We start from the raw sequence: 26,776 nt of genomic DNA on the forward strand, positions 1-26,776 counted from the left end.
CGTAGGTTATGAGTTTCGAGGGGTAGATTTTTCTATAGTAGAGCTTAAATTATACTCCAGCCAGTCCGTTATATCTGAAAGAATCGTTTCATAGTAAGGGCTTTCAGTAAAGTGATGCTCTGTATTGGGATATATTATGCGCTTTGTCTTGTTCCCTTTATTAGTGAAAAAATTAACAAAAAGATCTCCATGTGTAGAAGAGATTAAAGGGTCGTTCTCTGACTGTAAGTATAAGAAAGGAATAGTTGGAGAGACATTGATAGCATCAGAAAGAGCATCGAAGAGAAGAAATTCTTTTTGAAAGTCTGTGGAGAGTGGGTATCCTTCATAAATAAAAGACTTTGGAGAGCCCTTTGTTGAAAGTTTTTGAAAGATGGGCAAATGGAGAGAGTCTTGTAACCATACAGATCCTTTCATAACAGAAGCCCAAAGGACTATGCCTTTCAAAAAAGGATATTCCTTAGCTATAGAAATGATTAAAGACCCTCCTAAAGAAGATCCATAGACAGCTATTTGGGAGGAGTTGATATTTTCTAGGGACAGAGCAAAGGCCATAATATCCCTGCATGCATTTTGAAAATCTTGAAGGGAAAAGTCTGGTAGAGAGCCCTCGCTATCTCCGGATCCGGGTAAGTCTACGCGCAAACAAGCGCACCCTTGTTTTGTAAGTTTAGAGCTCAGGTGAACTAAGTAGCGTTTTCGACCGCATTTATGAGAGGCTAGGCCATGAAAGATGATAACGAGAGGAGGGTTATGTGTGCGTAAAGGCTTGTGTAGTACGCCTAATAGGGTAGTATTTTTGATAGAGTTTATAGAAACAGGGGTTCTTGTCTCATGCTTTGTTGTCACATACTCTTCTGTTGTAGAAAGACTCATAAATTATATCTTCAGCCTACTTCTAAACGTCTTTTAATTCGCCTGTAATGTAGTTTTTAACAAATAATTAGTCGAGGTTTTTAATCTGGAATTTCAATACATCGATGATTCGCAGTAAGTTTTTTTACAGCATAACTATCATCTAATTTATTGATTAACAAAGTAAAGGGGCAAAAAGTGTCGGAAGATGTTTCCGGAGGGTATTGTATTTGTATAGGGCCGGGAAATCTGTAAGAATCCTCTAAGCTCCATATTTTTCGGTAGAGTTGAAGTTTTAGGAAAGCTGGAGAGGAAATATCTACTAGATGCTTTTTGATCATAGGGATAGTTTCTCCGCTAGCATTTTGCAGGAAGGTGAGCATGCTAGAAATGGGAACGCCGCGAAAATTTCTTTGTTCAGGAGGCTGTGTAAGGTTGTCGATGCAAGACAAGTAGCCATTATTTTTATTTTTAACTAGAACAGAGGCTCCTATACCTAAGGAATATCCATAATCATTATCGAATGCTGAGGGTAGGCAGCAACGACCTTCATATCCTAAGAAATGAGAAACTGCATTGAAAGGAACATTAGTGAAGTTTTCCCGTAATTCCTTTTCCACTAAGTAAATCAAAAATGAATCGACGCTGATTTTAGAAACATATACATTGCCATGAGCGTCTCTATCGTGAAGTAGCTGATCTTGAACCTTTTTAGGGAAGCTTTGGAGTAATCTTTGGGATTTAGCTGAGAGTTTTTTTTCGATGTTCGTAGAATGCGGGTGGCTATTGATTTCTTCTACAAGAAGCTTTATCTCGGGAATAAATTCTATAATGCCTTCAGGAATTAAGATGATACCATAATATTTCCCTATAGAAGCCCTTTCTGCTATTACCGTACAGATTTCAGAAACAATAGCTTTTAAAGAAAGATTCTTGGCAGCGATTTCTTCTCCTATCAGTACCATGTTAGGGTGTGTTTGAAGAGCACACTCTAAGGCGATATGGGAAGCAGATCTTCCCATTAGTTTAATAAAGTGATAATGGGCCTGACAGGAAAGAGCATCTCTGGAAATATTTCCGATAAGGTTAGAATAGAACTTTGTAGCAGAATCAAATCCGAAAGGCAGTTCTAGGAATTTACCATAAAGATCTCCGTCAATAGTTTTTGGCACACCCACGACTGTAGTCTTTGCTCCATTGGAAGCGAAGTAGTTGGCCAGTATTGCGGTAGCGGTATTGGATCCATCTCCGCCAACAATTACTAAGCCATCAAGATTTAGATCTTTCGCGGTTTGGAGGCATTTTTGTTTGTTTTCTTCTGTTACGATAGACTTTCTGCCAGTGCTGATGATATTGAATCCGCCAGAATTGCGGTAGGAGTGGAGAAACTCTGATGAAATGACTATGTATTCCTGGTCGATGATACCCTGGCCGCCCTCTATGAAGCCTAGAAGAACAGAATCTGGATGAATTTTTTTTAAGCCATCGAATAGTCCTGTAAGGACATTATGTCCTCCGGGAGCAGGTCCTCCGGAAAGCATAATACCCACACGCAGAGGCGAGGATGGTTCCTTAGAATCTTGTCTGATAACTTTCACATAATCTCCTCCGGAGATGTATGGAAAAGATTGAAGAATTTTTTGTTTTATGTCATTTGTTTGCTCATGAGTTTCGGTAGAGCATCTTTTACAAGGCGGCAAGGGAGTAGTGACTAGAAGTTCTGGATTGCGTAGTTCCTTGGGGAGTGTTGGAAGGAAACTGACTAAACTTTCTTCAGGAGTTATGTAGGACATGAGCACTCTTGTAAGCTTTTTACACAAAAATAATCAAATTTTTTGTTTCGTTACAATGAGAATTGCTGAGCTTTGTTACAGAAAACAGTGGTTTGTTCGGATACATTCGTTGTTTGTTGTGTAGGAGAATTATTAGGTAGCGGAAAATGGAGCACATCTTTTCTTTTGGGCCGTTCCTTTCTTCTTTGGAAGACTGTGTTGCTTTAACAGAGGTTGGCAAAAGGATTTCTGTTAATTTGCTTCTGAGCTCAGAACTTGTAGGCACAGAAAAGCAACAATTTGTTCAAAAAGTTCGTCGCATAGGTTCTGCATTACAGTCTTCGGCCGCAGGAATGGCTGTATTGGTTTTGGGGGGGAGTGTTAATCTTCACTCGAATTTAAGGGAAAGTTTTTGCGAGTTTTCCTTAGATCGGGAGAAACGGCCGCTTTATTTCCATTTATCGAGGCTCCAGTTTTTCCGTTTAGGAAAAGACGTTTCTTTTATTTTAAAAATCTTGCAAAGGTTTTTTCCTAAAGAAAAGATAGTTAGCGTGGCTTTCTTTATAGCTCCTAGTCTCAAGGAAGCAACGATGCTAAGTTATTTTGACTTTTTAGGAAGGAACAGTCCGCTATCCTTTCAGATAGCAGCCTCTTATTATGTTGAAAACCTACGTTGCTGGAAGGAATTTTCTTCGAACATCGTATCTAAGATGGATGGAGAGATCTTTGGCAAGATTCTCGTAGGCATCAGTACTGCGATTTTCAAAAGACCCCTACATGTTCTTTTTATACGACTGAAAGAAAATGCTGCGTGGATCTCTTTTCGAGAAGAGGAAGGTAACACACGTTGTGTGAATTTACTAGATCAATCGGCTTCATCGAAGTGGAGCAAAGAAGAGATTTTCGTTCTTAAGCAGCTTTTAAATCAGATTTTTTATTTTATGATGGAATATTCAGGAGCTTTAGAAGTAGTTTCAAAAAAGAATCTACAGAATCCTTTAGTGTCTCTTCTTAAAAAGTTGTATGCAGTGATGACAGGAAAAAAGTTTGGTAAAAAAGTGGTTATTACTTTTCTACCGAACTTTTTGTAGAAGGAATCTTATATTATTCCTAGGACATGCCACCAGAGCATTCCTAATCCTATCCAGATGGCAATATTCACAAGGCTTAGGATAAATCCAGATACCCACCATTCTTTGATGGAAACTAGACCTGATCCATAAAATAGTGGGGCAGGTCCTGATCCATAGTGAGTTAAGCCGCCGAATAGGTTGCTGGAAAAGCTAAAAGCTAGGACGGAAAATACGGGGTCTACTCCCATAGACACCGCTACAGCCAAGAAGACAGGATACATAGCACCGATGTGAGCAGTGTTGCTAGCAAAGAGGTAATGGGAGTAGAAATATGCTATGAAAAGGAGAGGAAAACCTATTTGCCAAGATAATCCAGAGGTTGCTTTCGCTATAGAGTCTCCTAGGATAGGAATAAATCCTAATTGATTCAAGTATGAAGCCATCATGATCAGTGCTCCGAACCATATGAAAGTCTCCCAGGCTGTAGTATTTCCTATGACATCTTTCTGCCAGTCAAGGATGTTAAATATGATGAGCAGAGATAGACCGATCAACGCTGCCGTTGTAGCTGATATCCCTAGGAAGTCTCCAAAAGTCCACAATGTCACTAGAAGGAAAAATATAGATAAGATAATTTTTTCGCCTTTGCGTAGAGGTCCCATTTCTTTAAGTCGTAGTTGAGCTGTTCGTATAGCTTCTTCGCAAGAGGTTATAGTGGGGGGATAAAGTTTTAGGAGAGCCAAAGGCATGACAATTAGGCTCAGTATTCCAGGAAGGAAAGCAGCTTTAGCCCATAGTGACCATGATAGAGAAATGCCTATGTTTTGAGACAATGCTGCTAGCAGAGGATTGCCTGCCATAGCGGTCAAAAACATGGCGCTGGTGATTACCGAACTTTGGTAAGCCACTTTAACTAAGTAAGAGCCTATAAGATTTTCTGTTCCTTTTTCTGCAGAACTTCCAAAGGAATTAGTAAGGCCCATAACCACAGGATATATGATTCCTCCGGAGCGTGCTGTGACGCTAGGGATCGCTGGAGCAAGAAGAAAATCTGTGATAGTGAGTCCATAGGCTAAACCTAAAGGGCTTTTACCTAATATACTGACAAAAAAATAAGCGACTCTTTCGCCTAATCCGGTTTTAATAATGCCTTTAGCGATAGAAAAAGATAAAAAGACGAGCCAGGCTACTTGATTATGAAATCCTGATAGACCTTGTTCAACAGAAAGAGTTTTTGTTAGAAGAAGTAGCGATATGCTGATAATGGCAACAGCTCCCATGGGAACGGGTTGGAGAATGATCCCAGTAATAGTTGTTGCAAAAACAGCAAAGAGTTGCCATGCATTTTGCTCTATAGCTGCGGGTTTAGGAGAAAACCACAGGGCTACAAATAATCCTGTGAGAAACAATAAAGAAAAAATTCTGCGTTGTTTGTTCATTACATAAACTCGTTACAATTCAAGGAAGAATGCGCAGGAAAGAGCTTTGTTACAAAGAGAAATCTTCTAACCACTTTTCCATTTCTTCCAAAGTATCATTAATTAATTCTGAGGCTGAATGAAGTTCATAAAGGCAGGATTCTAAGGTTTCTTCATCCAATATATTGCGAACATCCTCGAGGCTAATGAAAGCCGTATCAACGAGGTTGTCTTCAAAAGCTTTACGAATGGAGGGATAAATTTCTTCTGGGTATAGAGAGCAAGAGGCTGCTATGAGGTTATCCCAAGCGAAGGAATGATAACGTTCCAGCTTATTGTTAAGTAATTCTCCAAAATATTCGATAAGAGAATCGCGATCCAATTTTCCCACACCAACAAGGATTGTAAGGCTTGTGAGAGCAGCAGCTTTTACATATTCATTAATTCCGGGAGTTTCTATTAGTTGTTTGATATAGCTGTCATCATTACATACACTAGCCATAATTCTGGCGAGATCTTCCGTGAGCACATCACCTGCTATAGCATGTGGAGTGTCATCACAAAAAGAAAACAGTTCTACAATTAAAGGCAGAGCTCTTGTTTCTCTGAACTGGGCCAGAAGATACATAGCATAAAGGTGTCCCTGGTAATTGCGATCCTCAATAATTTCAGGGATTTGTCTAGTAGCTTCTGTTAGGATGTTTAGGAGGTAAGGGGTTATTTGCTTTTGTTTAACAATTGCAGCTTCGATAGCCTCTCTTGGAAGGATGCCCTCGTCGTATGCTAGGTCTTCCAAAATGTGAGAGATATCCATGTTTCTACTAGTCTCCATCATTAGAGCCTAGCCTTGGGTTTACATGGTCAGACTCTTCATGTCAATCTTTTGTCTGCAATAAGGAATAATCAGAGAACAACAGAATAGCACAATCCTTCTTTCCGTGCATTCCCAACTATTTCTTGCTGATGTTTTGGACTAATAAGTAGGGGAAGATAGTAAGCAGAATTGAGGGATGGCAGCCATAAGTTCTTTTGTGTGAAAGTGTTCTGGGTTTCGAAAAAGATCTTCTTTATCTTTTATTTCAACGATAGACCCTTTATGCATGACAGCAATTTGGTCTGCCAGAGAATAGGCTGCGGGCATGTCATGGGTAATAAATAATATTGTATGATTCCTTTGGTCTTTAATATTTTTAAATAACTCTAAAGTCATTATTTGGTTGGGAGTATCTAGAGAAGAAAGGGGCTCATCACAAATTAGAAGTCTCGGGTTGGTGATAATAGCTCTAGCAATAGCTACTCGTTGCTTTTGACCGCCACTTAATCTGCTGGGTATAGTGTGAATGATATCTCTCGGCAGATTGACTAGCTCTAAAGTTTCAAACAACAGTGTTTGAAATTCTTTTTTTGATTTTTTTTGTAAGATTTTTAGTGGTTCACAAATGATCTTGCCTACTGTCATAGAGGGGTTGAGAGAGGCGTGGATGTCTTGGAAAACAATTTGGACCGTTTCAACTTTATGAATAGAATTGGGGATGTTGGCAAAGTTAATGGTTCCTGAGGAAGGCTTTATGATGCCCATAATAGCCATGGCTAAGGAAGACTTTCCTGAACCACTTTCTCCTACTAGGGCTAAGCAAGATCCTTGGAATACTTTTAAACATATATTGTTCAGGATGGTATGTCCTCTGGAGGAGTAATGTAGGTTGGAAATGTTGAGGAGAGGAGTACTCATAATAGTTATGTAGCAACAGGTTCTTCTAAGATTTTGATACTTTGAACAGCCGAATCTTCCAGTGAGGGGGAATAGCTTCTTTGGGAGGGGGACGGGTTCTGTTCTTGGGTAGTATCTGTTCGTGGAATTTTAGTAAAAGAGCTTAGTAATTTTTTTGTGTAAGTGTGTGTGGGGTTAGAAAAAACTTTGTGTACGGATCCCATTTCAACTATTTTACCTGATTTCATGACAGCGACATGTTCACATAGTTCTGGCACAATTGATAGGTTATGTGTGATAAGGAGCAGAGAGGAGCGGTACTCTTTAGACAAGTCGTTGAGAATAGAAAGAACTTTCCACTGGGAAACAGAGTCTAGAGCTGTTGTAGGTTCATCAGCTATGATGAGATCTGGTTTACATGACAATGCTATGGCTATGACTACGCGTTGCCTCATACCGCCACTAAGTTCGAAAGGGTATAAGGATAGACAGCGTTTAGGGTTAGCAATTTTCACGTTTTCCAATAAACTTAGGGCTTTGTCTAGAGCTTCTTCTTTAGTCAAGTTTAAGTGGTACATCAGAGGTTCTATTAATTGATAGCCGACTTTTAATGAGGGTGTTAGAGCTCCTATAGCGTTTTGTGGAATATAGGAAATTCTTTTACCTCTTAGTTTTTGAACTTCTTTTTGAGATAGCGTTGATACATCAATATTATCGAATAAGACTTCTCCTGCATAAATTTTACATTTTTTAGGCAGGAAAGAGGCTATGGCTTTAGAGATCATAGTTTTCCCTGAACCGCTTTCTCCGACAAGAGCGAATCGATGCCCTGGATCAATGGAGAAGGAAATGTCTTCTACGATAGCGTGCTTCTCACCAGACAATAATTCGTGGTGGATGGATAGTTTATGTACTTTGAGGAGGGGATAAGAACTATTCAAAATACTCTTCCTTTTGCAGCATAAGTTTTGTTCCTTCTCCTATTAAATTGAAAATTATAGAAAGAGCAATGAGAAAAGTTGCTGGGATAAAGAAAAGCCATGGGTAGTAGTCTATTGCATTTAAACCATCTTTTACAAGAGTTCCCAAGCTTGCCCTTGGAGGTTGTATGCCCAGGCCGAGGAAGCTAATAAAAGCTTCAGTATAGATCGCCGAGGGGATGGTGAAGATCATTGTGGATAAAATTGGAGAGATTGTATTGGGAAGGAGATGGTGAAAGAGGATGTGGAAGACGCTGGCATTCATAGCTTTAGAGGCTAAAACGTATCCTTGATTGTTAAGGAGGAAAAATTGATTTCGAATGATTCTTGCCATAGGTATCCATCCTGTGGCCGCCATAGCTAAAATTACGGGGAAAAAACCTCTATTAAAAATTAAGAGAAATAAAATGACTACGAGAGTTTTAGGGATAGAATGCAAAATTTCTGTTAATCGCATGAGGAAGAAATCTACGCGTTTACCTCCTGCTAATGATAGTGTGGCCCATAGTAATCCGATTATCAAATCGATGACAGTAGCTGATAGGGCTACGGTCATCGATATCTTTACTCCTTGAGTAGTGCGCGCTAGCATGCACCGCCCTAGACCATCTGTTCCGAAGGGAAACTCTTTACATGGGTGGTTGAGAGCTTTTTCTAAGCATGTTTTATCATAATTGGGAAAAATTTTAGAAAATAGAATGGCGTAAGTAGTTAGTAGTATCAATAACATTACACCTGTTAGGAGCATTTTTTTCCCAGGGACCTTCTTTTTCCAAAAAATTAAGGAAGCTGTTTGAATAAAAGTCATTAGCAGTTTGCTCTCTCTTTGATAGATTCACGATCTATAATTGCATACTTTAAATCTAATGTCCCTAACGGGGAGGCATAAATATTTTTTATAGGTAAATTTACTGCGTAGAGGTATCCGTAGTGGTATAGGGGAATGACGGGGTAGTCTGCTATGATAAGCTCTTCCGCCTTTGTAATAAGTTGGCTGATGTTTTCATCTTTTGCTGAGTACAGGCTATTGAGAATGGTGTCGAAAGAATTATTTTTCCATTTGGATGCATGTCTAGGTGCAGCGTTTTTGTCGGGGTCTCCGAGTATTGAAAGAAATGCCAGTGGGTGCGAGTACTCGGCGATCCAACCTCCAGAGGCTATGGTGTAGGCTCCTTGCTTTCTTTTTTCAATGAAGTTATGGTACTCAACGCCTACGATTGGAACAAAGAAGTTCAAAACCTCTTTCCATTGCTGTTGAATTTCTTGAATTACGTAAGCAAAGATTTTGGATTCCATTGGATAAGTAATGGATAGGTCTTTTAAGTCTTTTTCAGATAGTTCTTTTTTAGCCAGTTCGAAATATTTTTTGGCGGTGGATTCACGTTCTTCCTGGGACATACCGACATAGGTGGATTCTATCTGGGATAGCAGAGGGGGAAGAAAGCTGTAGGCGGTAGAATTATATTCCCCGGCTAGAGATAATAGAGACTCTCTGTTAATAGCATAGGCTAAAGCTTTTCTAAGATTTAGGTTGTTGCTGGGAGATCTTTTAGTGTTGCAGATCAGTACTGCCGTACCCATTACGGGGAAAGAGTGTAATGAGTTTGGAGAAGCTTGCTCGAGTTGTTTCATGGGTTCTCTAGGGATGGGTACGCTCCACGGGCTGCCCTCCCAGTGTACTTCTCCTTGCTTAAACAGTTTATGAGTGGTGTAGGCGTCGGGGAAGACTTTGAAGCTAATTTTGTTTAGTTGTACATGATTAGCGTCCCAATAAAGGGGGTTTTTGGAGATTTCTATGAGATCTTGCATTCGATATTTTGAAATAACAAATGGACCATTAGAAATGAAAGCGCTGTCATTTTCTACGCAATTTTTTGTATAGGTATCTCTTTTAGATTTATGCACAGGGAAAAAGATGGGATGTGTGAGCATATGACAGAAGTGCGTGAGAGGTCTTTCTAGAATGATTTGTAGTATATTCGAGGACAAAGCTTTTACTCCTAGAGATTCTTTGGGTAAAAGTCCTTCGCGTATAGCCTTGCTATTTTTAATACCGAATAACAAAGAGGGGTTGGATGGAATGAGGTCTGAGCTATGGAGTTGGGTTAAAGATTCTTCAAAATCATAGGCGGTGACGGGGTCCCCATTGCTCCAAAGAGTGGGTTTAAGGGTGAAGGTGTAGGTTATGCCATCTTCTGAAACGTGGTAATGCTGAGTTATAGCTGGTTGAGGTCCGGCGGGATGCTCGCGGAATAGGCCTTCGTAAATATTTTTCATAAGAGAAAGATCTCTAGAGAGAGTCACTTGCCTAGGATCTAGGGATAAGGGGTCATTGTTTATAGACACCACGATGTTGTCCATAGACTGATATTCGCAGTTTCTATGGCATCCAGAAAGGGTAAGAAGGAGAAAGAGTAAGGTGAAAGAGCCTGAATACTTTGCAAAAATCCTGAAAATCATTGATGAGTTAATTATTACTTTCATAATTTCGACGTAGTTGTGGGTCTATCCATGCTTGTATGAGATCTGTTAACAATGAAGCGGTCATAAAAAACAGGGTGTAAAAAACCGCTAGCCCAAGAATTACTGGGTAATCTCTTTGTTTAATGCTGTAGATAAACCATTTACCAAGTCCTGGGATGCCAAAAATGTTTTCTATGGCGAAGGTGCCTGTCATAACTGCTGTAACCAAAAAAGATGCATAAGAGACCGTAGGAAAGATTGCATAGGGGATAACATGTTTTAGGATAACAGAGCTTCTTTTAATACCCTTTGAGAAGGCTAGTAAAACGTAATCTGTCGATAAAACTTCTCTAACAGAGGCTGTCGTCAGCTTGGTGATAAAAGCCATAGGGGTTAGTGATAAAGACAGAGCTGGGAGAATAGTATGGGCGAAAGACCCCCAGCAAGCTATAGGGAAGAGGGAGAGTTTTACTGCGAGTAGATATTGTAAAAGAGTGGCAAGGATAAAACCTGGCAAAGATATTTGTAGTATGGACACATAAAGGATCCAACTTCCAATGAATCGTTCTTTGATAGCGGATAGGGATCCAAGGGTGATACCGCCAATGATTGCCAGAAGACAGCTTTCGAGTCCTAGTATAGCCGATACGGGAAAGCTCATTTTTATGATATCGCACACTGTTCTGTCTTTATATACCAGGGAATGTCCGAAGTCGAAGTGGAGAACAGAGTTTATGTATTTAAAATACTGGGAGATCAAGGGTTTGTCTAGTCCGTAATGAGCCTTTAGCATAGCCAAAGTTTCCGGAGAGAGCACGTTAGCTTCTTCATTATTGAAAGGGTCTCCGGGAATGGTTCGCATGATAAGGAAGGTTAGGGAAACGACAATCCATAAGGAAAGAAAGTTGTACAAGAGTCGCTTTTTAAGATATCTTTTCATGAGAAGTCTCTACTCTGTTAGTAGGGGAAGAAATTCTTCTTTGCAGGTTCTTGGAAAAAACCCTTTTGTAGAACCTATTGAAGAGAAGCCCTTGCTTAGCAGTTTATAGAAGTTTGTTTCTTGTAACAATAAGACGTTTAAAAAGGCGCTCTCCAGCTTTCTGAAAGGCATAGTATATCCTTTAATCCGAGTATTAGAAAAGTGAAATTTAGGCGAGATAGAAGAGGGGTAAAGACATTTTTTGTGATCTTGGGTCATGAACTATCTATCCTTTTGTACAGAATTCTGCATATTTTAGATCGACGCTACCATCGGAGCAAAAAATGATATTTTTTATTGGGGTGGAGAGAAAGAACTCTTGAGACAGGTGATACAGGGGAATGACGATATGGTTGTCAAGGAGAATTTTTTCTTGATAATCTGCGGACATATCTCCCGGGATGGTTGTCCTAGCTTCTGGATAAAGCTCGTAAAATTGTTTTGCTATGATGGGATGAAAGCCCTTCTCTCCAGGGTGCAGTGCGGTCCCTGTTTGGGTGATAATGTCATAATGCTTTTTGTTCCGTTCTTCAATGAGTCTTCGATATTCTACTCCTTTTAGTCCTACATTTAGACCTAAATGAGTTTTCCATTCTTGTTGTAAAAACTCTGCAATTCGAACGCATTGTAGAATGTCTGAAGGATAGGTTAAAGTGATTTTTCTTTGAAAGGGAGGCAGATCTAATGAGGGGGTGCTCTTTTGGAGTATAGGGCTAGCGTTTGATAAAGAAGTTGGAGAGAGAGTGCTAGCAGGAGATTGGTTTCCTGTTAAGACATATTCTACCAGGTTGGCCCTATTAATGCTTTCGGAAAGAGCTTTTCTAAGAGCAATGTTCTCTAGAGGCATCCTTTCGGAGTTTATGGTTAACCAGAAAGATCCTTTTATGGAGTGAGTGTTTTGTAAAAGTTTTTTTTGCTTCAAGCGTTTTTTTATCTCATTGGGTAGCGATTGATTCCATGGTTGACCCAGCCAATGGATCGAATGCTTTTCCAGCAGCCGGGAAGCCGTTTGGATATTAAAAATGACGGAGAGATTGATATAAGGGCAGGCATTTATTTGCGTGTCATGGTAGAAAGGATTTTTCTCTAGAATTATTGAATGCGCAGAGGATAGGGTGTGTAATCGATATGCGCCGTTAGATACTAGCTTTTTAGTTGAGCCTTGGTAGATGGGGAAAAACGTGGGGCTAGAAATTTTCTTTAAAAAATCTGGTTGAGGTTGTTTCAAGTAAACAATAAAAGTTTCTGGATCTGGAGCGTATAGTTCTAAAGAGTCTTTTTTGATGGTTTCTTCGGAATTATTGGAGGGTTTCCTTTGTATATCTTCAAAAAGAGTAGAGAAAAGAGAGAGCTTCACAGCTTGAGCCCATGATTCAAGAAAGTCGTGAGAAGTTACGGCTTCTCCATTACTCCAGAAGGTTTTTTTTAGTTTAAAGGTGTAACACTTCTTATCTTCGGAAATATGAATGCTTCTAGCAGAGGCTAGTTCTGTGCCTTCAGGGGCTTTAGGATTTTCGCGTACGAGTCCTTCGAAGAGTTGTCGGATTAGGGAAAGGTCGAGGGCGCGTCTTGCTTCGTGGGGATGCATAGTCTCTGGAGTGTCACAGAGAGCTATGGTCAGCGTTGAGAAGTTCGGCTTGGCATTTATTGCTGTTCGAAAGGTTTTTTTTTGTTGCCAAGGCAAGGGGACGCCAAAAAAGATGACAGCGGCAACTAAAGCTGAAAAAAAGGTCAATCCCCTAAGGGATAAAAAGGACGAACTCTCTCTATTCATGAAAGACTTTAGTATGAAGGAGAAGAAATTGCTTAGTAGTGTTAGAAAACGAGAATTATTGTTGGGAGCACTCCTTATTTTGTTTTAATTCCGAATACTTAAAATCCACTGTGCCCAAGTCGGAGAGTTTAAGGTTTGTCAATCTTTTATTCAAAGAAAATTCGAAAGAATGATGATAGAGGGGAACAACACAGGATTCTTTTTCCAAAAAGTCAGAAGCTTTCTGGATAAGTTGAAAGCGTTTGCTGGAGTCCTCTTCTCCTTGTATTTCTGCTACCAAGGAAGAGAAGGCTGGGTCATCTAAGATATAGGGTTGAATGCCGAAGGGAGAGGAAAATATAGAGAGGAAGGCCATAGGGTCATGGAAATCCGCTAGCCAGTCCCCTATAGTTAGAGAAAAGAAGCCCGAGTGTTTTCGTTCTTGTAGAACGCTAAATTCCAATCCTTGCAGGGGCATATGAATTCCTAGAGTCTCTTTCCACTGTTGATTAATAGCTTGAACGACAAGGGAGGTAACGGGGCTTGTTGCGGGGAAAAGCAATGGGATTTTTTTAAAATCTTCAGGGGACAAGTGAAGTTCTTCTAAAGCTTCGAGGAATAATTTTTTGGCCAATTGCTGTTGAAATCCTTGTATTTCGTTGGTCTCTCCTTGTGCTGGCGTTTGAGCGTTTGGCTGGTTGGAGATGGATTTCTGCTTGGCTAGCAAGCATGGGGGAAGGATTTCAAGAGTCGTAGAGCCTCTCCCGTGGAGGACAGTATTTATTAGAAGGTGTCTATCTATAGCTAAAGAAAGGGCCTTTCTTAGTTTTTTGTTGCAAAAAGGATGTCTTTTCGTATTGAAAATGAGCCAGGAAGTTCCTGCTATATCAAATTTTTGAAGTTTACCTTGCTTTTCTAGGCGTCGGCTTGTTTCTAAAGGAAGGGAATCGCTCCAGGGAGGGCCTTGCCAGTCGATCTTCCCTGACTCAAATAGTAAGGAGGCTGTATGGATGTCTGGAATGATTTGAATATGGATCCCAGACAATTTTATTTTGCTCGCTTCATGGTAAAGAGGGTTTTTTGCTAGGTGAAGGTGTTGTTTCGCGCGCCTTTTTTTGAGGATAAACGGGCCATTCCCAATGAAAGGGGTTTTTGATGAGAGAGCAGTCGCCTTATTGCGCCAGAGTTTGTGTACCGGAGCGAATGCTGGTAAGCATAAAAGCTTCGGAAAATAAGGAACAGGTTTGTCTAGTTGGACTATAAGGGTTTGTGGGTCGGGACAGTAAATAGCAATATCTTTTTGGGGGACCGTGCCAGAAAAAGCTTCTTTGGCATTTTTTATATCCATAAACGCGTAGTGAAAGACAGAGGGTATGGTGCCTAGGATAACTTGTTCCCAAGATTCCTTAAAATCTTCCGCTGTCAATGGATCTCCATTGCTCCACGTTGTAGGCTTTAACTGAAAAGTATATTGAGTGTTATCTGCAGAGATTGAATAAGAGTTAGCTAGGGCGAGTTCCACGTCTTGTGTTGAAGGGCTTTCTCTTAAAAGCCCCTCAAAAAGGTGTTTAGATAAGGTGATATTTGAAAGTAGGCGAACAGTTCTTGGGTCTAGAGAGCAGGGGTCGTCGTGCATAAGAATAGAAAGGGTATCCGTTTTTGGATTTGTATTCTTTCGGAAATGATTGGAGCACGAAGAGAGAGGAAAGGTGGAGATCAGAAGAAGTAGAAGCGAAGGAAAGAGTTTTTTCAGGGAAAGGCGGGTTCCCAAGAAGATCTTGTGCATGGCTTGAGATTTGAGTGTTGTTCGTTTCCTATGGTTGAATAGATAGCAGACCCTAGGAGGGCTATCATTGCAGCGTTATCAGAACAAAGTTCCTTTAAGGGAAAAAATACAGGAATATCCATTAAGGAGTTAAGAAGATTTTGAAAATATTTATTATTGCTTACGCCTCCTCCTAAGAGGATGGATTTACATTTCCATGTTTGTGCTGCTAGAGGGATTTTTCGTGCCAGTGAAGCGAAGGCTGCTCGTTGGAAAGAAGCGGCGAGGTCTTTTCTTTGTTGTGGAGTTAAAGGTTTATTAGGGGTTTTCTTGTTGGTATTATTTCCTTTTGCTGCGTACATGACAGCAGTTTTGAGTCCGCTGAAGGAGAATTCATATCCAGGAACCTTTCCTTCGGAAAACTGGTAAGCTTGAGGATTACCTTCCTTGGCTAATTTTTCTATAGAAGGTCCTCCTGGGTAGGGTAGTTCTAGTATGCTAGCGACTTTATCGAAGGTTTCTCCTATAGCATCATCTCTAGTTTTGCCTATTAGTTTAAATGTCGTGGGCGACTCCATAAGAAAAAGAGCCGTATGAGCGCCTGATATAACGACTCCGAGAGCAGGGAAAAGAATTTTCTCTGGTTGGCTGATATATGCTGAATAAATATGCGCTTCAACATGATTAACTCCTACGAGAGGTTTTTTCAAGGCGTCTGAGAGTCCTTGAGCAAACTGAATACCTACGGATAAAGATCCTATAAGTCCTGGCTCCGTAGAGACCGCGATAAGATCTAGTTGTTTTGGGGAAATATTGGATTCTTTTAAACTTTTTAGAAAAACTGAAGGGAAGGTTTTTATATGAGCTCTAGAGGCTAGCTCGGGAACAACTCCTCCAAAAGAAGCATGTATTTCTTGTGAAGCTACGATGTTAGAGAGTATGGTGCTTTTATTCTTGACTACAGCGACAGATGTTTCGTCGCAAGAGCTTTCGATGCCTAAAGTGAGCATTTTGAGGAAAACCTTCGGTAATTAATTCTATTTTCTTAAACTTACGGGTCTTAATTCTATTATCATGAATAAAATTATTCTACAGGTTTGGGATAAAATGGTTGAGAAGTTAAACGCAGAAGCGCTTCGGGAAGCTTTGAAGGAAATTCTTGAAAGTAATGATAGCCCTAGTACGCAAGAGGAGATTTGTCAAAAACTTACTTCTATGGGTTTTAAGGTCACGCAGTCTACTGTTTCTCGAATGTTAAAAAAAATCGGAGCGACCAAGACTTCTATTCAGGGAAGCTTGGGGTATATCCTTTTGGAATCAGAGTTTCGCCAACCCTTACCAACTTCAGAGATTAAGGAGCAGGTAGTTTCTTGTGAGCATAATTATAACATGATTGTGCTCAGAACCTCTCCAGGCTCGGCCTCACTTATAGCGAGATTACTGGATTATCATTTTGGGAAAAAATTTTTAGGTTCCATTGCTGGAGATGATACGATTTTTTTGGCGCCAAAATCTGTGGAGCAGATAGGAGATTTGCATGAGGATATCGCTCAATTTTTGCGTTTGAGGTAAGATAGATTCTGCTTGATTTTATTGGGCGGGTTGAACATTTTTATTCTGTTTTCTTGAATAAAAATATAATTTTTAGCTGTAAAAGTTTTGTGTCTAACGTATTTTTGCTTTTGAAGGGCTGTTGCTACACTCTAGGTATAGTGGCGGCTTCCATAATCATAGGATCTACTCTCGGCCTTATCATAGGCGGGCTCACTTGTCGCTACTCCCACAGCAAATGGTTGTCCCGGTTAGGAACCGCATACGTAACAATAGTTCGGGGGACGCCATTATTTATCCAGATTCTCATACTGTATTTTGGGCTCCCAGTGGTTCTAGGTCCTTGGTTCGCCTTCTCGCCTTTAGTTTCCGGCATTATCGCTTTAGGCTTGAATTCTGCTGCTTATCTGGCGGAAAATATTCGAGGGGGGATTAACGCGGTCTCTTCAGGACAATGGGAGGTGGCTAAAGTATTGGGTTATTCTCCCAAACAAACGTTCTTTCACGTGTTAATGCCTCAAGTAGTGCGCTCTGTTTTTCCTTCCGTAGCTAATGAGTACATAGCCTTGATTAAAGAAAGTAGCATCTTAATGGTTGTCGGTGTTCCTGAGTTAACAAAAGTAAGCAGAGACATTGTTGCAAGGGAACTCAATCCCATGGAAATGTATGGAATAGCAGCTCTTTTATATCTTGTGATGACTTCTTTGTGTGCTTATCTTTCTCGTCGAGTAGAGAAAGGAGAGTGTCATGAGTGTTAGTGTAGAGAGAATAGCAATAACCTTAGGATCTAAAGAAATTATAAAAGACGCTTCTTTTTCTCTCGAAGAGGGCAGAATAACGTTGCTTTTAGGAAGAAGCGGATCGGGAAAGACCACTCTTCTTAGAGCTTTGGCTGGTCTTGTAGAAACTTCTGCAGGAACAATTACTTTTTCTTCGAAGGAACATTCTCGTCCAGGTTTTGTTTTTCAAAATCCCGAACTATTTCCTCATATGACTGTTTTGGAAAACTGTATGCATCCTCAGTTGATTGTGAAAAAGCAATTGACCGCAATCGCAGAAGAGACTGCATACAGCTTTCTAAAAAAATTGGGGATGGAAGATTTCGCTCAGTGTTATCCCGCAAGATTATCTGGCGGACAAAAACAGCGAGTAGCTATTGCGCGTTCTCTTTGTATGGAATCTAAGATTCTTTTATTTGATGAGCCGACTTCTGCTTTGGATCCTTATGCATCGGATGTTTTCGCCGCTGTCGTGCAAGATTTAAGAGAACAAGGCCTAACTATAGGAATTTCCACTCATGACACTCGCTTTGCAGAAAAGTGTAGAGATAGAGCCTATCTGGTGGATTCAGGAAGAATTTTAGCTTTTTATGATGTTAATAAGGATATGCCAGTAGGTGATAGAGAGTTATTTTGTGACTTCTTTTCCTTTCCTTCTCGATAGGCAATGTTGTATTGAAAATCTTTCTTAGGGAAAAATTGTCTCCCTAAGAAATGATGTAATTGTTGCTTTTAGCTCAAATCCCTCTCCAACTTAGCGAGTAAAAGGCGTGGATAACGTATAGATCTGTGGATTCTTCATGATCTGTGGAGTAGTTTTTCAATTTAACAGATACTCCAGAGTAGTGTGGGGGAACCATAATGGTTCTGTGGCTGTTGGCGCTGCCTGGCGTTAGTTCGATAAGGTTATAGGAATTTCCCGAGATATATGTTTTTGATTTTAAAGAAAGTGTTATGGGCAGGGTGCAGGTTTTTGAAAATTGAGAATTAGCTAGAGCCCAGGGGCAATAATTGAGAGTGATTTGGAGCTTAATGGTTGGATGAGAGATTTGTTGCGAAGTCGGTACTAAGGCTTGCAGGGTAAAATTCCAATCATAGATACCAGGTTTTGTTCCTTTGAGCTCATATCCGTTTTTAGCCTCAGGAACGACAAAACACTCATCATTTTCTTCTTTCATCTTTGTATATTTCAGGGCTTCCCAAGGAAAGTTCCCTTCAGAATCATTATCGCCTCTTTTCCAGACAAAGCCATTAAAGCCTCCGCCTATTAGTTGTAAGGGTAGGGAAAAAGGGTTCTTATCTACAACTCTACCGGAGTATAGGGTATTTGAAGGAGTGGCTAAGACATAAGGAGCGTTAGAGTTCGCTGTGTTTTTTTTGTCTTGGGCTGTGTTGTCTTTTTTTTCTGGATTCATTTTTACTTCAGCAAACTTTTGAAGAAACTCTAGGGATACTGCTTCAGATCCTTTTTTAGGGTAAGGTAGTCCTAAGAGTCTATTCCCATCCATATTTACGTTGCCTTTGAATGAGCCTCCTGAAACAGACATTTTCTGTAGTTGTAAAGAGGACAGTGTCATGTCATGGTTATTACTTTTATTTTCTATAGAGTTAAATCGATTGGTAATAGGTAGGAGGTAAGCTTTTAAGAAACCAACATTAACTGCGTGAGAGTCTTCTGGTGAAGAAGGAGTTTTGAGTCCTTTGATGGGGAAGTTGTTCATGAATAGATCACCTTTCATAGCACCTCCTGATAGAGGTAAGAATTTGTAGATGAGCTCCATCATTACTGCTTGAACAATATCTTCGTGGGCAATAGCGTCCTTATCTAAAGCTTCTTCTGCTAGTTCTCTGAGTTCTTGGAGTTCAGCGATAATAGCTTTGATACTTAGTTTTACTATGTTGATTTCGGATAAAAGATCTTTATCTTTATTAGGTGTGGGTGTCGAGTCTGATTTTATGGAAGATTGAAGGTTTTTTTTTAGTTTTTCTATCTTTTTTAGAGAATCTAAGCTAAGAATTTTGCTTATAGATTTTGTTTTAGAGTTTTTCGAATATTCTTTTAAAATTTCAATGGCTTGTTTAATTTTTGATATAATAGGGTCTTTAGAAGGATCTTTTCTTTTGTTCATTAATTAAATACCTTTTTTATTCGATTAAAACTCTTTTTAAAAAAGGTTTATTTTAATTACGAATAAAAAGTTATTTTATTTTTCTTTTGTTAAAGCTTTCTTTTAATCGCTGTCTTCTAGATGGTGTTGTTTTTTCTTTTTCCCAAGGGAGAGGATGGGTCGTTTGTGGAGGTGTAGAGTCCCCTAGAGAAGAAAAGATTTTATCTGCAAGATTGCTGATGAGAGGACTTCCTATAGAATTATTCTTTAATAAACCAATACGAGCGTATGCGGAAGACCAATCAGCTTTTGGAGAGGAGATAGAACCCCTAATTTTGATTAGAAAGAAATTTTTTGTTTTTAAATGAGTGTTTCGGAAGTATTTTTTTATTACTTCAGGATCAAGACCAAGTGTCATGTAAATTTTATTGTTGATAAGATCTGTCTTTCCCCAAAGGGCCGAGCGGATTTTCTTGTCTATCAAAGCATCAAAACGTTTGCAATGAATATTTCCTTTGTCCACAGAGAAGAAAATAGGAGAGAACCAAGCCTCTATAGCATCTTTTTTTTCTGCAATACTCAGAAATTTGAACAGTTCTTTAATGTCGCCTTTATTTTCTATGTATACCTTTTTCAGATCCAGTTCTGCGCTTTCTATTTTAAACTCTGAGAAAGAATAGGGCCGTATTGGTAGTAGAAACCCCTCTTTTTCTACTGTTAAGGTGATGGGCTCTTCTGATCGAGCACCCCCTTGAGACAACAGTGGGTTAAATTCTTGCAAGAAAGCTTTATTTACTTCGTCATTAAGGTATAGTTCCGCTTTTAATTGATTCCCTAATAACAGAGCTTTCTCCGTCATGATTAAGGGTATTTCAGCCTTAAGATTTGATGAATCTAAAGAGATAAGAATCGGCCCTTCATTCTGTATAAGGTTATGTACTATGGAAGCATTAATAAAAGACCCTGCGAGCGAAGATATCTGAGCTTTTACCGAAGGAGAAATAGGGAAGATACCAGTAATAAATGCTGACGGAATATTAACCCACTTGGTTACTTGGGAGAAGTGTTGATTGGATCCAGATAAAACAGAAGTCAAAGAGCCTTTGATAAAAAATTTGGAAGGGTTTTTGGAATCTTGTTTAGAAGATAGACAACTACCAGAAATTTCGTAAGAAACAGTGTCGGAATCTTTGGATGAATGAATGTTGCCCGTTATCGGATTGATGATAAAAGAATCCTTGGAGGCTTTATCATAAAAAATCATAGAAGAAGTAGAAAGATCGCCTTCAATGTTTCCTTGAAGTAAAGAAAAACACGTTAATCCAGAAGATTTTTTAGGACAGGAAATTTTAGATAGATTTATTTGTACGGAAGCTTGCCTGTGCAAAGAACATAAAGGTTTACATGAAGTATGTTCAAAAAAACTTGCGTAGCGTTCAGGGGATACTTCCCAATGAATTTTACCCTTTGTTTTCTCTGAAAAATTTAGATCTTGGTCTATAGCGGCAGTGAAATCCGCTGATAGGGACTCTGTCTTTACGACTGATGAAATTGTCCATAAATCTTCGGCCTTGGGGGAGTAATGGCCGTTGATGGTGACAGAGCCTTCACTGCCAAGATATTTAGATAAATCGGGTAAGTTTGTTATTTTACATAAAATGGGGATGGGGATAGAAAGAATTTCTCCAGCAAATGTCCACGAAGAATCTTTTGTTAATAGTCTTTGATTTGTCTTATCGGAATCCTTTTCCGTAGAAACGGTAATGTCAGGAAATAGAACTCTTATGGGCAAAGATTCGGGCTGACTTTCATCGATAATAGAGGCTTTCAGATTCCCTTTAGCAGATAATTTTGAATCTTCAGAGTGAAAAGAGAAGGAAGATTTTTGAATGCGTAGACCTTCTAATAGAGGATAAAAAAGCCCCATGGGCAGATCTGTTAAAGATCCATGGATTAACAGCGCGCTATTTTCCGTTGAAATAGGAAGGTCTTCTCTACCTAATTTTGCATGTATGTTTATCTCGTTATTTCCTGCAGATATTTTTGAATGAAATTTTGGGAAAAAAACATGAGTATTCATGAACTGTACTTTCCCTGAAAAAGATAAGTCTACAGCATTAAAAGTGGCTCTTTTTAGAAATTGCTTAGGTAAGAGGCAGTGACCATTTCCTTCAAAGTTTAATGAATCTAAGGTTCCCGAAGAATCTAAGAAAATTTTAACAAGAGAGTTTTCCAGACTGCTTTTGGCATGGATTCTTCCTTCTGAGTAACTGCCCAAGATGCTCAACCTATACTCCGTATATTCTTGCGGAACTTCTTCAGGACTTAAGCTGGAGAGCATTTCTCTTAGATAACTATAGGGAATGCCAGAATGTTGAAGAGAGAATACATGAGCGCCTTGTTTTGGAGAGAATTTTGAAGAGAAGACAACTTTAGATGTTTTGTCTTTCATAACGCTATTCGCAAAAACTTTCATAGAGGACGAAAGTTTGCTTTTTTCTACAGCTACATTAATCTTTTCCAAAGAGAAAGCTAGAGAAGGATTTTCCGGGGATATTGTTAGAGATTGCACCGTAAAGTCTGCTTTACCTGTACAATTTCGTAGTTCTGAGATTTTTAGGGGTACCTGTAATTTTAGTGTTTTCAGAGATAAATGAGAGGGTTTTATGCTTTTGGAAAAAGGAAAAAAGGGTTGAAGAAGATGCGTTGCCAGCTGTTCATTAATTTCTATGGTTGAAGAAGAGGTTTCTTCTAAGGTTAAGAAGGAATCTGAGAGGTTCCCTTTGAGCACAAGCTTCGACTTAGATCCTGTCAGGGTCAGGGTTAGAGATTTATTATCATTTTTTGAATGAGCAATGCTTGAGGAAATATTAATAAGATCTTCAGCTTTTAATGCGTGGGAGGCTATCTCAGAAGAGGTTACTAAAGTAAGAAAAGCTGCGGGAAAAGATTCGATCTCAGCGCTTAGCTGTACGGAGGGGGCTAGGGTTGTGTCTATAGAAATCTTCCCAGGGGTGTCGTTGACTTTTGTTGCAGCCTTGAGAACAAAGGATTCTTGATCTTTTTTCAGATAGACTCTAGAAGCCGAAAGGGTTGTTTCCGGATGTATTTTGTATGTTATACTGCCATTTTCAGACAAAATGTTCATATTAGAAAAAGAAAAGATCTTTTTAGGAGGAAGGTGGGCGGGAGAGGGTGTCTTTTCTTGAGTCGGGTTATCTACGGAGAGAGACCAATTTCTTATCATCAGTCCTTTGGGGGGGATTTTCATTATTAAACGAATTAAAGAAGACTCAATTTCTATAGTGTCAGCGTAGAACTCCTTACTACCATCAGGGAAGGATACTTTAATTTGAGATAATTTCTGTTTGCCAAGCCATTTGAAATCAATGGAATTGGCTTCAATGAAGAGGCCGGTATCTCTGCGGATGACGGAATACAATACAGATTTTCCGAAATGAGACAAAAATCTCGGCAGGAAAAATATAGAAGCAAAAATACATGCAGCTGGAAGAGCAAAATACAAAAAGGCTTTTCTCAGCGTTCGAGGAAGGAGCATAATGTAAATCCAAAGTTAAATGTTCTGAGTAAGCTCCAATATAGTCACGTTATGTTCGTTGTTTCGTAGGCTTTTCATGATATCTTCTAGTAGTTTTTCAGCAGTACTTCCTTCGATGCTAGTTTTATATTTAACGTTTTTGTTTGTTCCTATGATTTTCATAAGAACTTCTAAGGCTTTTAATTCGTTGAAATTGAATGCGGGAAGATATTTTTGCTGATTTCTTTTTTGACCAAATCCTGTTACTAGTCCTCTTTCCACTAAAATATCAAGACATTGGGTGATTTCCCCCAAGGGGATGCGTGTTGATTTGGAAATGTCGCTAGCAGTCAATGCGTGGAGTCCTTTGTTAAATCTGTGCATGCTCATGAGTAGGATTTCTAAGCACACGACAGTTTTTTCGTACCCCTCAAGGAGGGCGTTGTTCCTTGAAAAGAATTTGTACCCAAGGTTTTGTATCGAAAATGTTAATGCCCCTCCAACTAGGAATAAGAACGAACATATGTATAGTAATAAAAGGAAGGAAGGGAGGGCGACTAGAGCTCCGTAGGTAAAGCTGTAGTTGAATAGTTTAATTTGCATGATCAGGAACCAGTGTTGGCAAGATACATAGATGATTCCTATGATGGCTGAGGCTATCCATGCAGCTGAAGATAATACTTTTGTCCTTGGTAGAAAGTAATAGCAAAGGAACAAAGAAGGGCAAACAACGAAATACGGAAGAGTCGAATAGAACAGTTTCAAGATATATTGGGACGTTGTCAGAGGAAGAAAGCTAGGGTTTAGTAATGGGAGTATTTTTGTTACGTAAATGAAAGATCCATAAGAAAGAATGAAAACCATAGGTGTAACAAGCAATATCCCTAAGTATGCTAACAAGCGGTTGCCGGACACTTTGAAAACACTATTACCTGATATTTTATTTAATCCATCTTCTAGAGAAGATAACATTAGTAGTCCTGCCCAGCAAAAGACAAAAAAGCTTGAGATTAAGACGATGCCTGTTCCCGAATCAGAGGCTTCAGAAGCTGTGATACCGATTTCTTTAATTTGTGTTGCGTAGCTAGGGAACTTTTCTATAAGAAACTTTTGTAGATCAGCGTTAGCAAAAAGTTTTTCTGAAAGTCTGAAAAAGAAAACTAGTATGGGAATGATCGTGAGGACTCCGTAGTAACTTAGAATAGCGGCTTCTCTTGGGAGCTCGCAGTAAAAAACTGTTGATATAGTAGCTTTTATGACTCGAACAAATCGGGATTCTTTGATCTTTTCTATAGGAAAATATTTAGTTTTGAAAGAACGAAATGCTTTAAAGATAGAGCTTAATGATGAACGGATTTTTTTTAGCATTTTATTAGAATTTGTTTCTTTTATATAAATTTAAAAGAATTTCAATTTTAATTCTAATTAATTGCTGGAGGTTTTTTTTGTTTTTAATGGCGAATCTTTTGAGCTTTTAAAGCTAAAAACAAAGGAAACTCTTTTCTAGCAAGGTTTTCCGCTTTCCCTCGTTTCCCGTAAGATTGTTTTGGAGAGGTCCATTCTTCCATGTCAACGAGATGAAATCCACAATCCTTTAAAGCTGTTATCCAAAAACTTAGAGGAAAATGGAACGACCATGTAAGAGCAGAATGTTTTCTTCCCGGATTATTTTGTATAGGTATTTTTTGTTTGGATAGATAGCGATCTACTCTTCGATACATTAATCCTTGATTTTCATCATACTGCCATGAAGATAGTCTAGGGATGCGAAAGCATGGGTGATTTAAGATAATAACAAATAATCCATTGTTATTTAATAGCTTGCTTGCATGTGATATCGCTACTTCAGGGTTTGTCATATTTTGTAGAGAAAGTATAGCAACGGCTTTTGATGCCGATTCAAAATGGGCTTGAGTCTTTTGGGGAAGTTCTGGCTTTGTTAGATCTGCAACGACAAACTCGTGTTTGGGGGATATCTTGCTTCTTTCTGCCAATTTAACGAGTTCTTTCGAAATATCTATTCCCAGATATTTAGAGTTTTTAGGAAGTATTTTTTCAAAAACTCCTTGACCGCATCCAATGTCTATAAAGAAGTCTTTGGATGAGATGTCAATGAATGTTTGAATATTAGGGAGGATGACTTCTCTATGGTAAAAATGTCCATCAGAACCGACTATAGAGTGGTATTCTTTAGCAACCTTTCCCCATGAGGTATCTGAACATTTAGTTGTTGTTTCAGATTTTTTTAGAAAAGGTCTCTTCGAATTCCTTAGGTATACTTTTTTAGGGTTATTCATAAATTTTTGATTTTTTTACATGAAAAAAGGGCACTTTAAGGTGCCCTTTAGAGTTGCGATTCAGATATCCTTACTTGTTTAGTAAGAGGTGTCATATCCGTTGCCATCATCATCTTCTCCGGTTCCTGCCGTGCCTGTTCCAGAAACCTCTTCTGTTGGGCTAGCCTCTTCAGTAGGAGCGGATCCTCCTGTTCCAGTCGTATCCTCTGTTAGAGTTGTCTCAGCTTCTTCTGCCAAGTCTTCAGAAGCTAACTCTACTACTGGGGGTAACGGTGTTGAAGGAGGGAGTGATTGCAAAGGAGGTTGAGCTGAAGGATCATGGCCAGAGGTGGTTGTAGAACTTTCTTTCGCAAATTCCTCTTCCGCTTCATCCTTTGCTTTTTGAAACTTTTCTATTAGTTTAGTAAATGCTTCTTTTAGTGAATCGAATTGCGTCAAAACATTCTCATGCATATGAGCTCTATTTACGTCAACTTCTTCGACTTTAAAGGCGTACCCGTGTAATCTGGTTTGTAAGTCAACTAAATCTTGAACTAATCTATGTTGATCACCCGCAGCCAGTTTCATTTCTTCAGTAATATCTGCTTGTTTTACCATGGATTTTAGTATGCCGTCCTTAGCAGACTTTAATTGAGCTGTAGTTTCTGCTAATTCTTTGTTTATAGCTTCCTGGATTTCCACTTCTTTTTTAATTTGTTCTAAAGTGACCTTTTGTTCCCTACAGCAGTCTTTCAAACCTTCCAATTCTTGCGATCTTTTTTGCATTTCCTCTAGGATCTTTTGGAGTTCTTCTTTAGAAATAGTAGACGTAATGAGGTTTACCATAGATTGCAGGGATGTAGTCATCTGATGTATCGATTCGAGTTCATTACCCATACCTGCTGCAGTGGAAGAAATATCGAGCAGATTTTCTCTGGCTAGAGCCAGTGCACTAGTTAGGTCTGAGGAAGTAGCTTTCAGATCAACGGAGGTGTCTGTTAGCTGTAAAGTAGCTTTTTCCATGGACTCACCAACTATGGCAAGTTTTTTAGCGGAAGCCTTTATAGCATCTCCAGTTCTTCTTAGGCTGTCATTTGTTTCGACTAGATTTTCGTTAGTTTCTAGTAAAGATTTATTAACAGTTTTTAGTTCCGCTACTTGGCCTGCTAAGTTAGCATTTTCTAAAGAGAACTGACTTACTTCAGACTCGAGCTTTCTCACTGTTGAAAGGAAACCACCCCTGTTAAGAGACAGGAGGGTTACGGCAAAAGCGACGGCTCCTAATGTTGTAGCTATTAAGCTAAGAAGAAGTTGTCCGGAAGCTACCATGGAAACGATACCTAGTCCTGCAATGACTGCCAGAACGACTAAGGAGACAACGGCAGCAGCCTGTACTATTCTATCTAAAAGTGGGGTTGCTGCGGTTTTTTGGGGATTAACGGAAGTTTCTCCTACATTTACGACAACAGGAGAGATGGAAGGTGTTGGTGTACTCATAATCTTGCTGTTTTTTGGTTAAAATGGGGGGCAGTCTAAAAAAAATTATGTTTAATGTAAACAGAATTCTCTCATAATGAGGGGGTTTAACAGACTTTCCTTTGGTTTGATATTTTAAGTTTTGTTAATGGAAAGCTTTTTAGTGGCTTGCTAAGTTGAATTTTTATTTTTGGGTGTTTTGCTGCTTAATGAGGCTGCAATTTATGGGAAGCGATGTGTAAGAAAAGTGTTTGGAGGGGTTGAGGAGGTATAGAAGAA

The 26,776-nt window shown here is 39.3% G+C and carries 21 protein-coding genes; 4 read left to right on the forward strand and 17 right to left on the reverse strand.

What is annotated here, in order from left to right; all coding sequences use genetic code 11:
- Positions 1–6: 6 nt before the first annotated feature.
- Entirely contained in the window at positions 7–876 is an 870-nt protein-coding gene (locus KJA58_RS01125) for an alpha/beta hydrolase family protein (protein ID WP_213357637.1), read from the reverse strand.
- A gap of 80 nt (positions 877–956) precedes the next feature.
- Positions 957–2,648, reverse strand: coding sequence for a diphosphate--fructose-6-phosphate 1-phosphotransferase (locus KJA58_RS01130; protein WP_213357638.1), 1,692 nt, complete (start codon positions 2,646–2,648; stop codon positions 957–959).
- A 146-nt stretch (positions 2,649–2,794) separates the two neighbouring features.
- Here KJA58_RS01130 and KJA58_RS01135 point away from each other — a divergent pair, with 146 nt between their 5' ends.
- On the forward strand, positions 2,795–3,718 hold the full coding sequence (locus KJA58_RS01135) for a hypothetical protein (protein WP_213357639.1): 924 nt from the start codon (positions 2,795–2,797) through the stop codon (positions 3,716–3,718).
- A gap of 8 nt (positions 3,719–3,726) precedes the next feature.
- On the opposite strand, the gene KJA58_RS01140 is transcribed toward KJA58_RS01135, so the two are convergent.
- The 10 genes from KJA58_RS01140 to tsaD all read right to left on the reverse strand — a co-directional run bounded on the left by KJA58_RS01140 (position 3,727) and on the right by tsaD (position 15,779).
- Positions 3,727–5,139 (reverse strand): anion permease, encoded by a 1,413-nt coding sequence (locus KJA58_RS01140; protein WP_213357640.1) that lies wholly within the window; start codon positions 5,137–5,139, stop codon positions 3,727–3,729.
- A 49-nt stretch (positions 5,140–5,188) separates the two neighbouring features.
- Entirely contained in the window at positions 5,189–5,932 is a 744-nt protein-coding gene (locus KJA58_RS01145; protein WP_213358355.1) for a DUF1186 domain-containing protein, read from the reverse strand.
- A gap of 159 nt (positions 5,933–6,091) precedes the next feature.
- On the reverse strand, positions 6,092–6,850 hold the full coding sequence (locus tag KJA58_RS01150) for an ABC transporter ATP-binding protein (RefSeq protein ID WP_213357641.1): 759 nt from the start codon (positions 6,848–6,850) through the stop codon (positions 6,092–6,094).
- 5 nt (positions 6,851–6,855) lie between these two features.
- The gene (locus KJA58_RS01155) at positions 6,856–7,770 is read right to left on the reverse strand and encodes an ABC transporter ATP-binding protein (protein ID WP_246485705.1); all 915 of its coding nucleotides are present in this window, start codon (positions 7,768–7,770) and stop codon (positions 6,856–6,858) included.
- The gene (locus tag KJA58_RS01160; RefSeq protein ID WP_246485706.1) at positions 7,763–8,617 is read right to left on the reverse strand and encodes an ABC transporter permease; all 855 of its coding nucleotides are present in this window, start codon (positions 8,615–8,617) and stop codon (positions 7,763–7,765) included. Before KJA58_RS01160 ends, KJA58_RS01155 begins: the two co-directional genes overlap by 8 nt.
- Positions 8,617–10,293: a peptide ABC transporter substrate-binding protein gene (locus tag KJA58_RS01165; RefSeq protein ID WP_213357642.1), complete on the reverse strand. Its 1,677-nt coding sequence runs from the start codon at positions 10,291–10,293 to the stop codon at positions 8,617–8,619. Before KJA58_RS01165 ends, KJA58_RS01160 begins: the two co-directional genes overlap by 1 nt.
- Positions 10,277–11,212, reverse strand: coding sequence for an ABC transporter permease (locus KJA58_RS01170; RefSeq protein WP_213357643.1), 936 nt, complete (start codon positions 11,210–11,212; stop codon positions 10,277–10,279). Before KJA58_RS01170 ends, KJA58_RS01165 begins: the two co-directional genes overlap by 17 nt.
- A gap of 265 nt (positions 11,213–11,477) precedes the next feature.
- Positions 11,478–13,025: an ABC transporter substrate-binding protein gene (locus tag KJA58_RS01175; RefSeq protein WP_213357644.1), complete on the reverse strand. Its 1,548-nt coding sequence runs from the start codon at positions 13,023–13,025 to the stop codon at positions 11,478–11,480.
- 55 nt (positions 13,026–13,080) lie between these two features.
- Positions 13,081–14,640, reverse strand: a complete 1,560-nt coding sequence (locus KJA58_RS01180; protein WP_213357645.1) for a peptide ABC transporter substrate-binding protein — start codon at positions 14,638–14,640, stop codon at positions 13,081–13,083.
- A gap of 113 nt (positions 14,641–14,753) precedes the next feature.
- Positions 14,754–15,779: a tRNA (adenosine(37)-N6)-threonylcarbamoyltransferase complex transferase subunit TsaD gene (gene tsaD, locus KJA58_RS01185; RefSeq protein ID WP_213357646.1), complete on the reverse strand. Its 1,026-nt coding sequence runs from the start codon at positions 15,777–15,779 to the stop codon at positions 14,754–14,756.
- Between the two features lie 64 nt (positions 15,780–15,843).
- On the opposite strand from tsaD, the gene KJA58_RS01190 reads away from it, so the two are divergent.
- From KJA58_RS01190 to KJA58_RS01200, 3 genes are all read left to right on the forward strand, one after another.
- Positions 15,844–16,341, forward strand: a complete 498-nt coding sequence (locus KJA58_RS01190) for an arginine repressor (RefSeq protein WP_213357647.1) — start codon at positions 15,844–15,846, stop codon at positions 16,339–16,341.
- Positions 16,342–16,430: 89 nt separating this feature from the next.
- Entirely contained in the window at positions 16,431–17,078 is a 648-nt protein-coding gene (locus tag KJA58_RS01195; protein WP_246485707.1) for an amino acid ABC transporter permease, read from the forward strand.
- Positions 17,068–17,763 (forward strand): amino acid ABC transporter ATP-binding protein, encoded by a 696-nt coding sequence (locus KJA58_RS01200; protein ID WP_213357648.1) that lies wholly within the window; start codon positions 17,068–17,070, stop codon positions 17,761–17,763. Before KJA58_RS01195 ends, KJA58_RS01200 begins: the two co-directional genes overlap by 11 nt.
- A 73-nt stretch (positions 17,764–17,836) precedes the next feature.
- On the opposite strand, the gene KJA58_RS01205 is transcribed toward KJA58_RS01200, so the two are convergent.
- The 5 genes from KJA58_RS01205 to KJA58_RS01225 all read right to left on the reverse strand — a co-directional run bounded on the left by KJA58_RS01205 (position 17,837) and on the right by KJA58_RS01225 (position 26,518).
- Entirely contained in the window at positions 17,837–19,228 is a 1,392-nt protein-coding gene (locus KJA58_RS01205; protein ID WP_213357649.1) for a hypothetical protein, read from the reverse strand.
- A gap of 70 nt (positions 19,229–19,298) precedes the next feature.
- Positions 19,299–22,766 (reverse strand): hypothetical protein, encoded by a 3,468-nt coding sequence (locus KJA58_RS01210; RefSeq protein ID WP_213357650.1) that lies wholly within the window; start codon positions 22,764–22,766, stop codon positions 19,299–19,301.
- A gap of 15 nt (positions 22,767–22,781) precedes the next feature.
- Positions 22,782–24,113, reverse strand: coding sequence for a YihY/virulence factor BrkB family protein (locus tag KJA58_RS01215; protein WP_213357651.1), 1,332 nt, complete (start codon positions 24,111–24,113; stop codon positions 22,782–22,784).
- A gap of 83 nt (positions 24,114–24,196) precedes the next feature.
- The gene (locus KJA58_RS01220) at positions 24,197–25,042 is read right to left on the reverse strand and encodes a class I SAM-dependent methyltransferase (RefSeq protein ID WP_213357652.1); all 846 of its coding nucleotides are present in this window, start codon (positions 25,040–25,042) and stop codon (positions 24,197–24,199) included.
- Between the two features lie 78 nt (positions 25,043–25,120).
- On the reverse strand, positions 25,121–26,518 hold the full coding sequence (locus KJA58_RS01225) for a coiled-coil domain-containing protein (protein WP_213357653.1): 1,398 nt from the start codon (positions 26,516–26,518) through the stop codon (positions 25,121–25,123).
- Positions 26,519–26,776: the final 258 nt, after the last annotated feature.

The sequence above is a fragment of the Chlamydiifrater phoenicopteri genome (assembly GCF_902807005.1).
Classification (GTDB): domain Bacteria; phylum Chlamydiota; class Chlamydiia; order Chlamydiales; family Chlamydiaceae; genus Chlamydiifrater; species Chlamydiifrater phoenicopteri.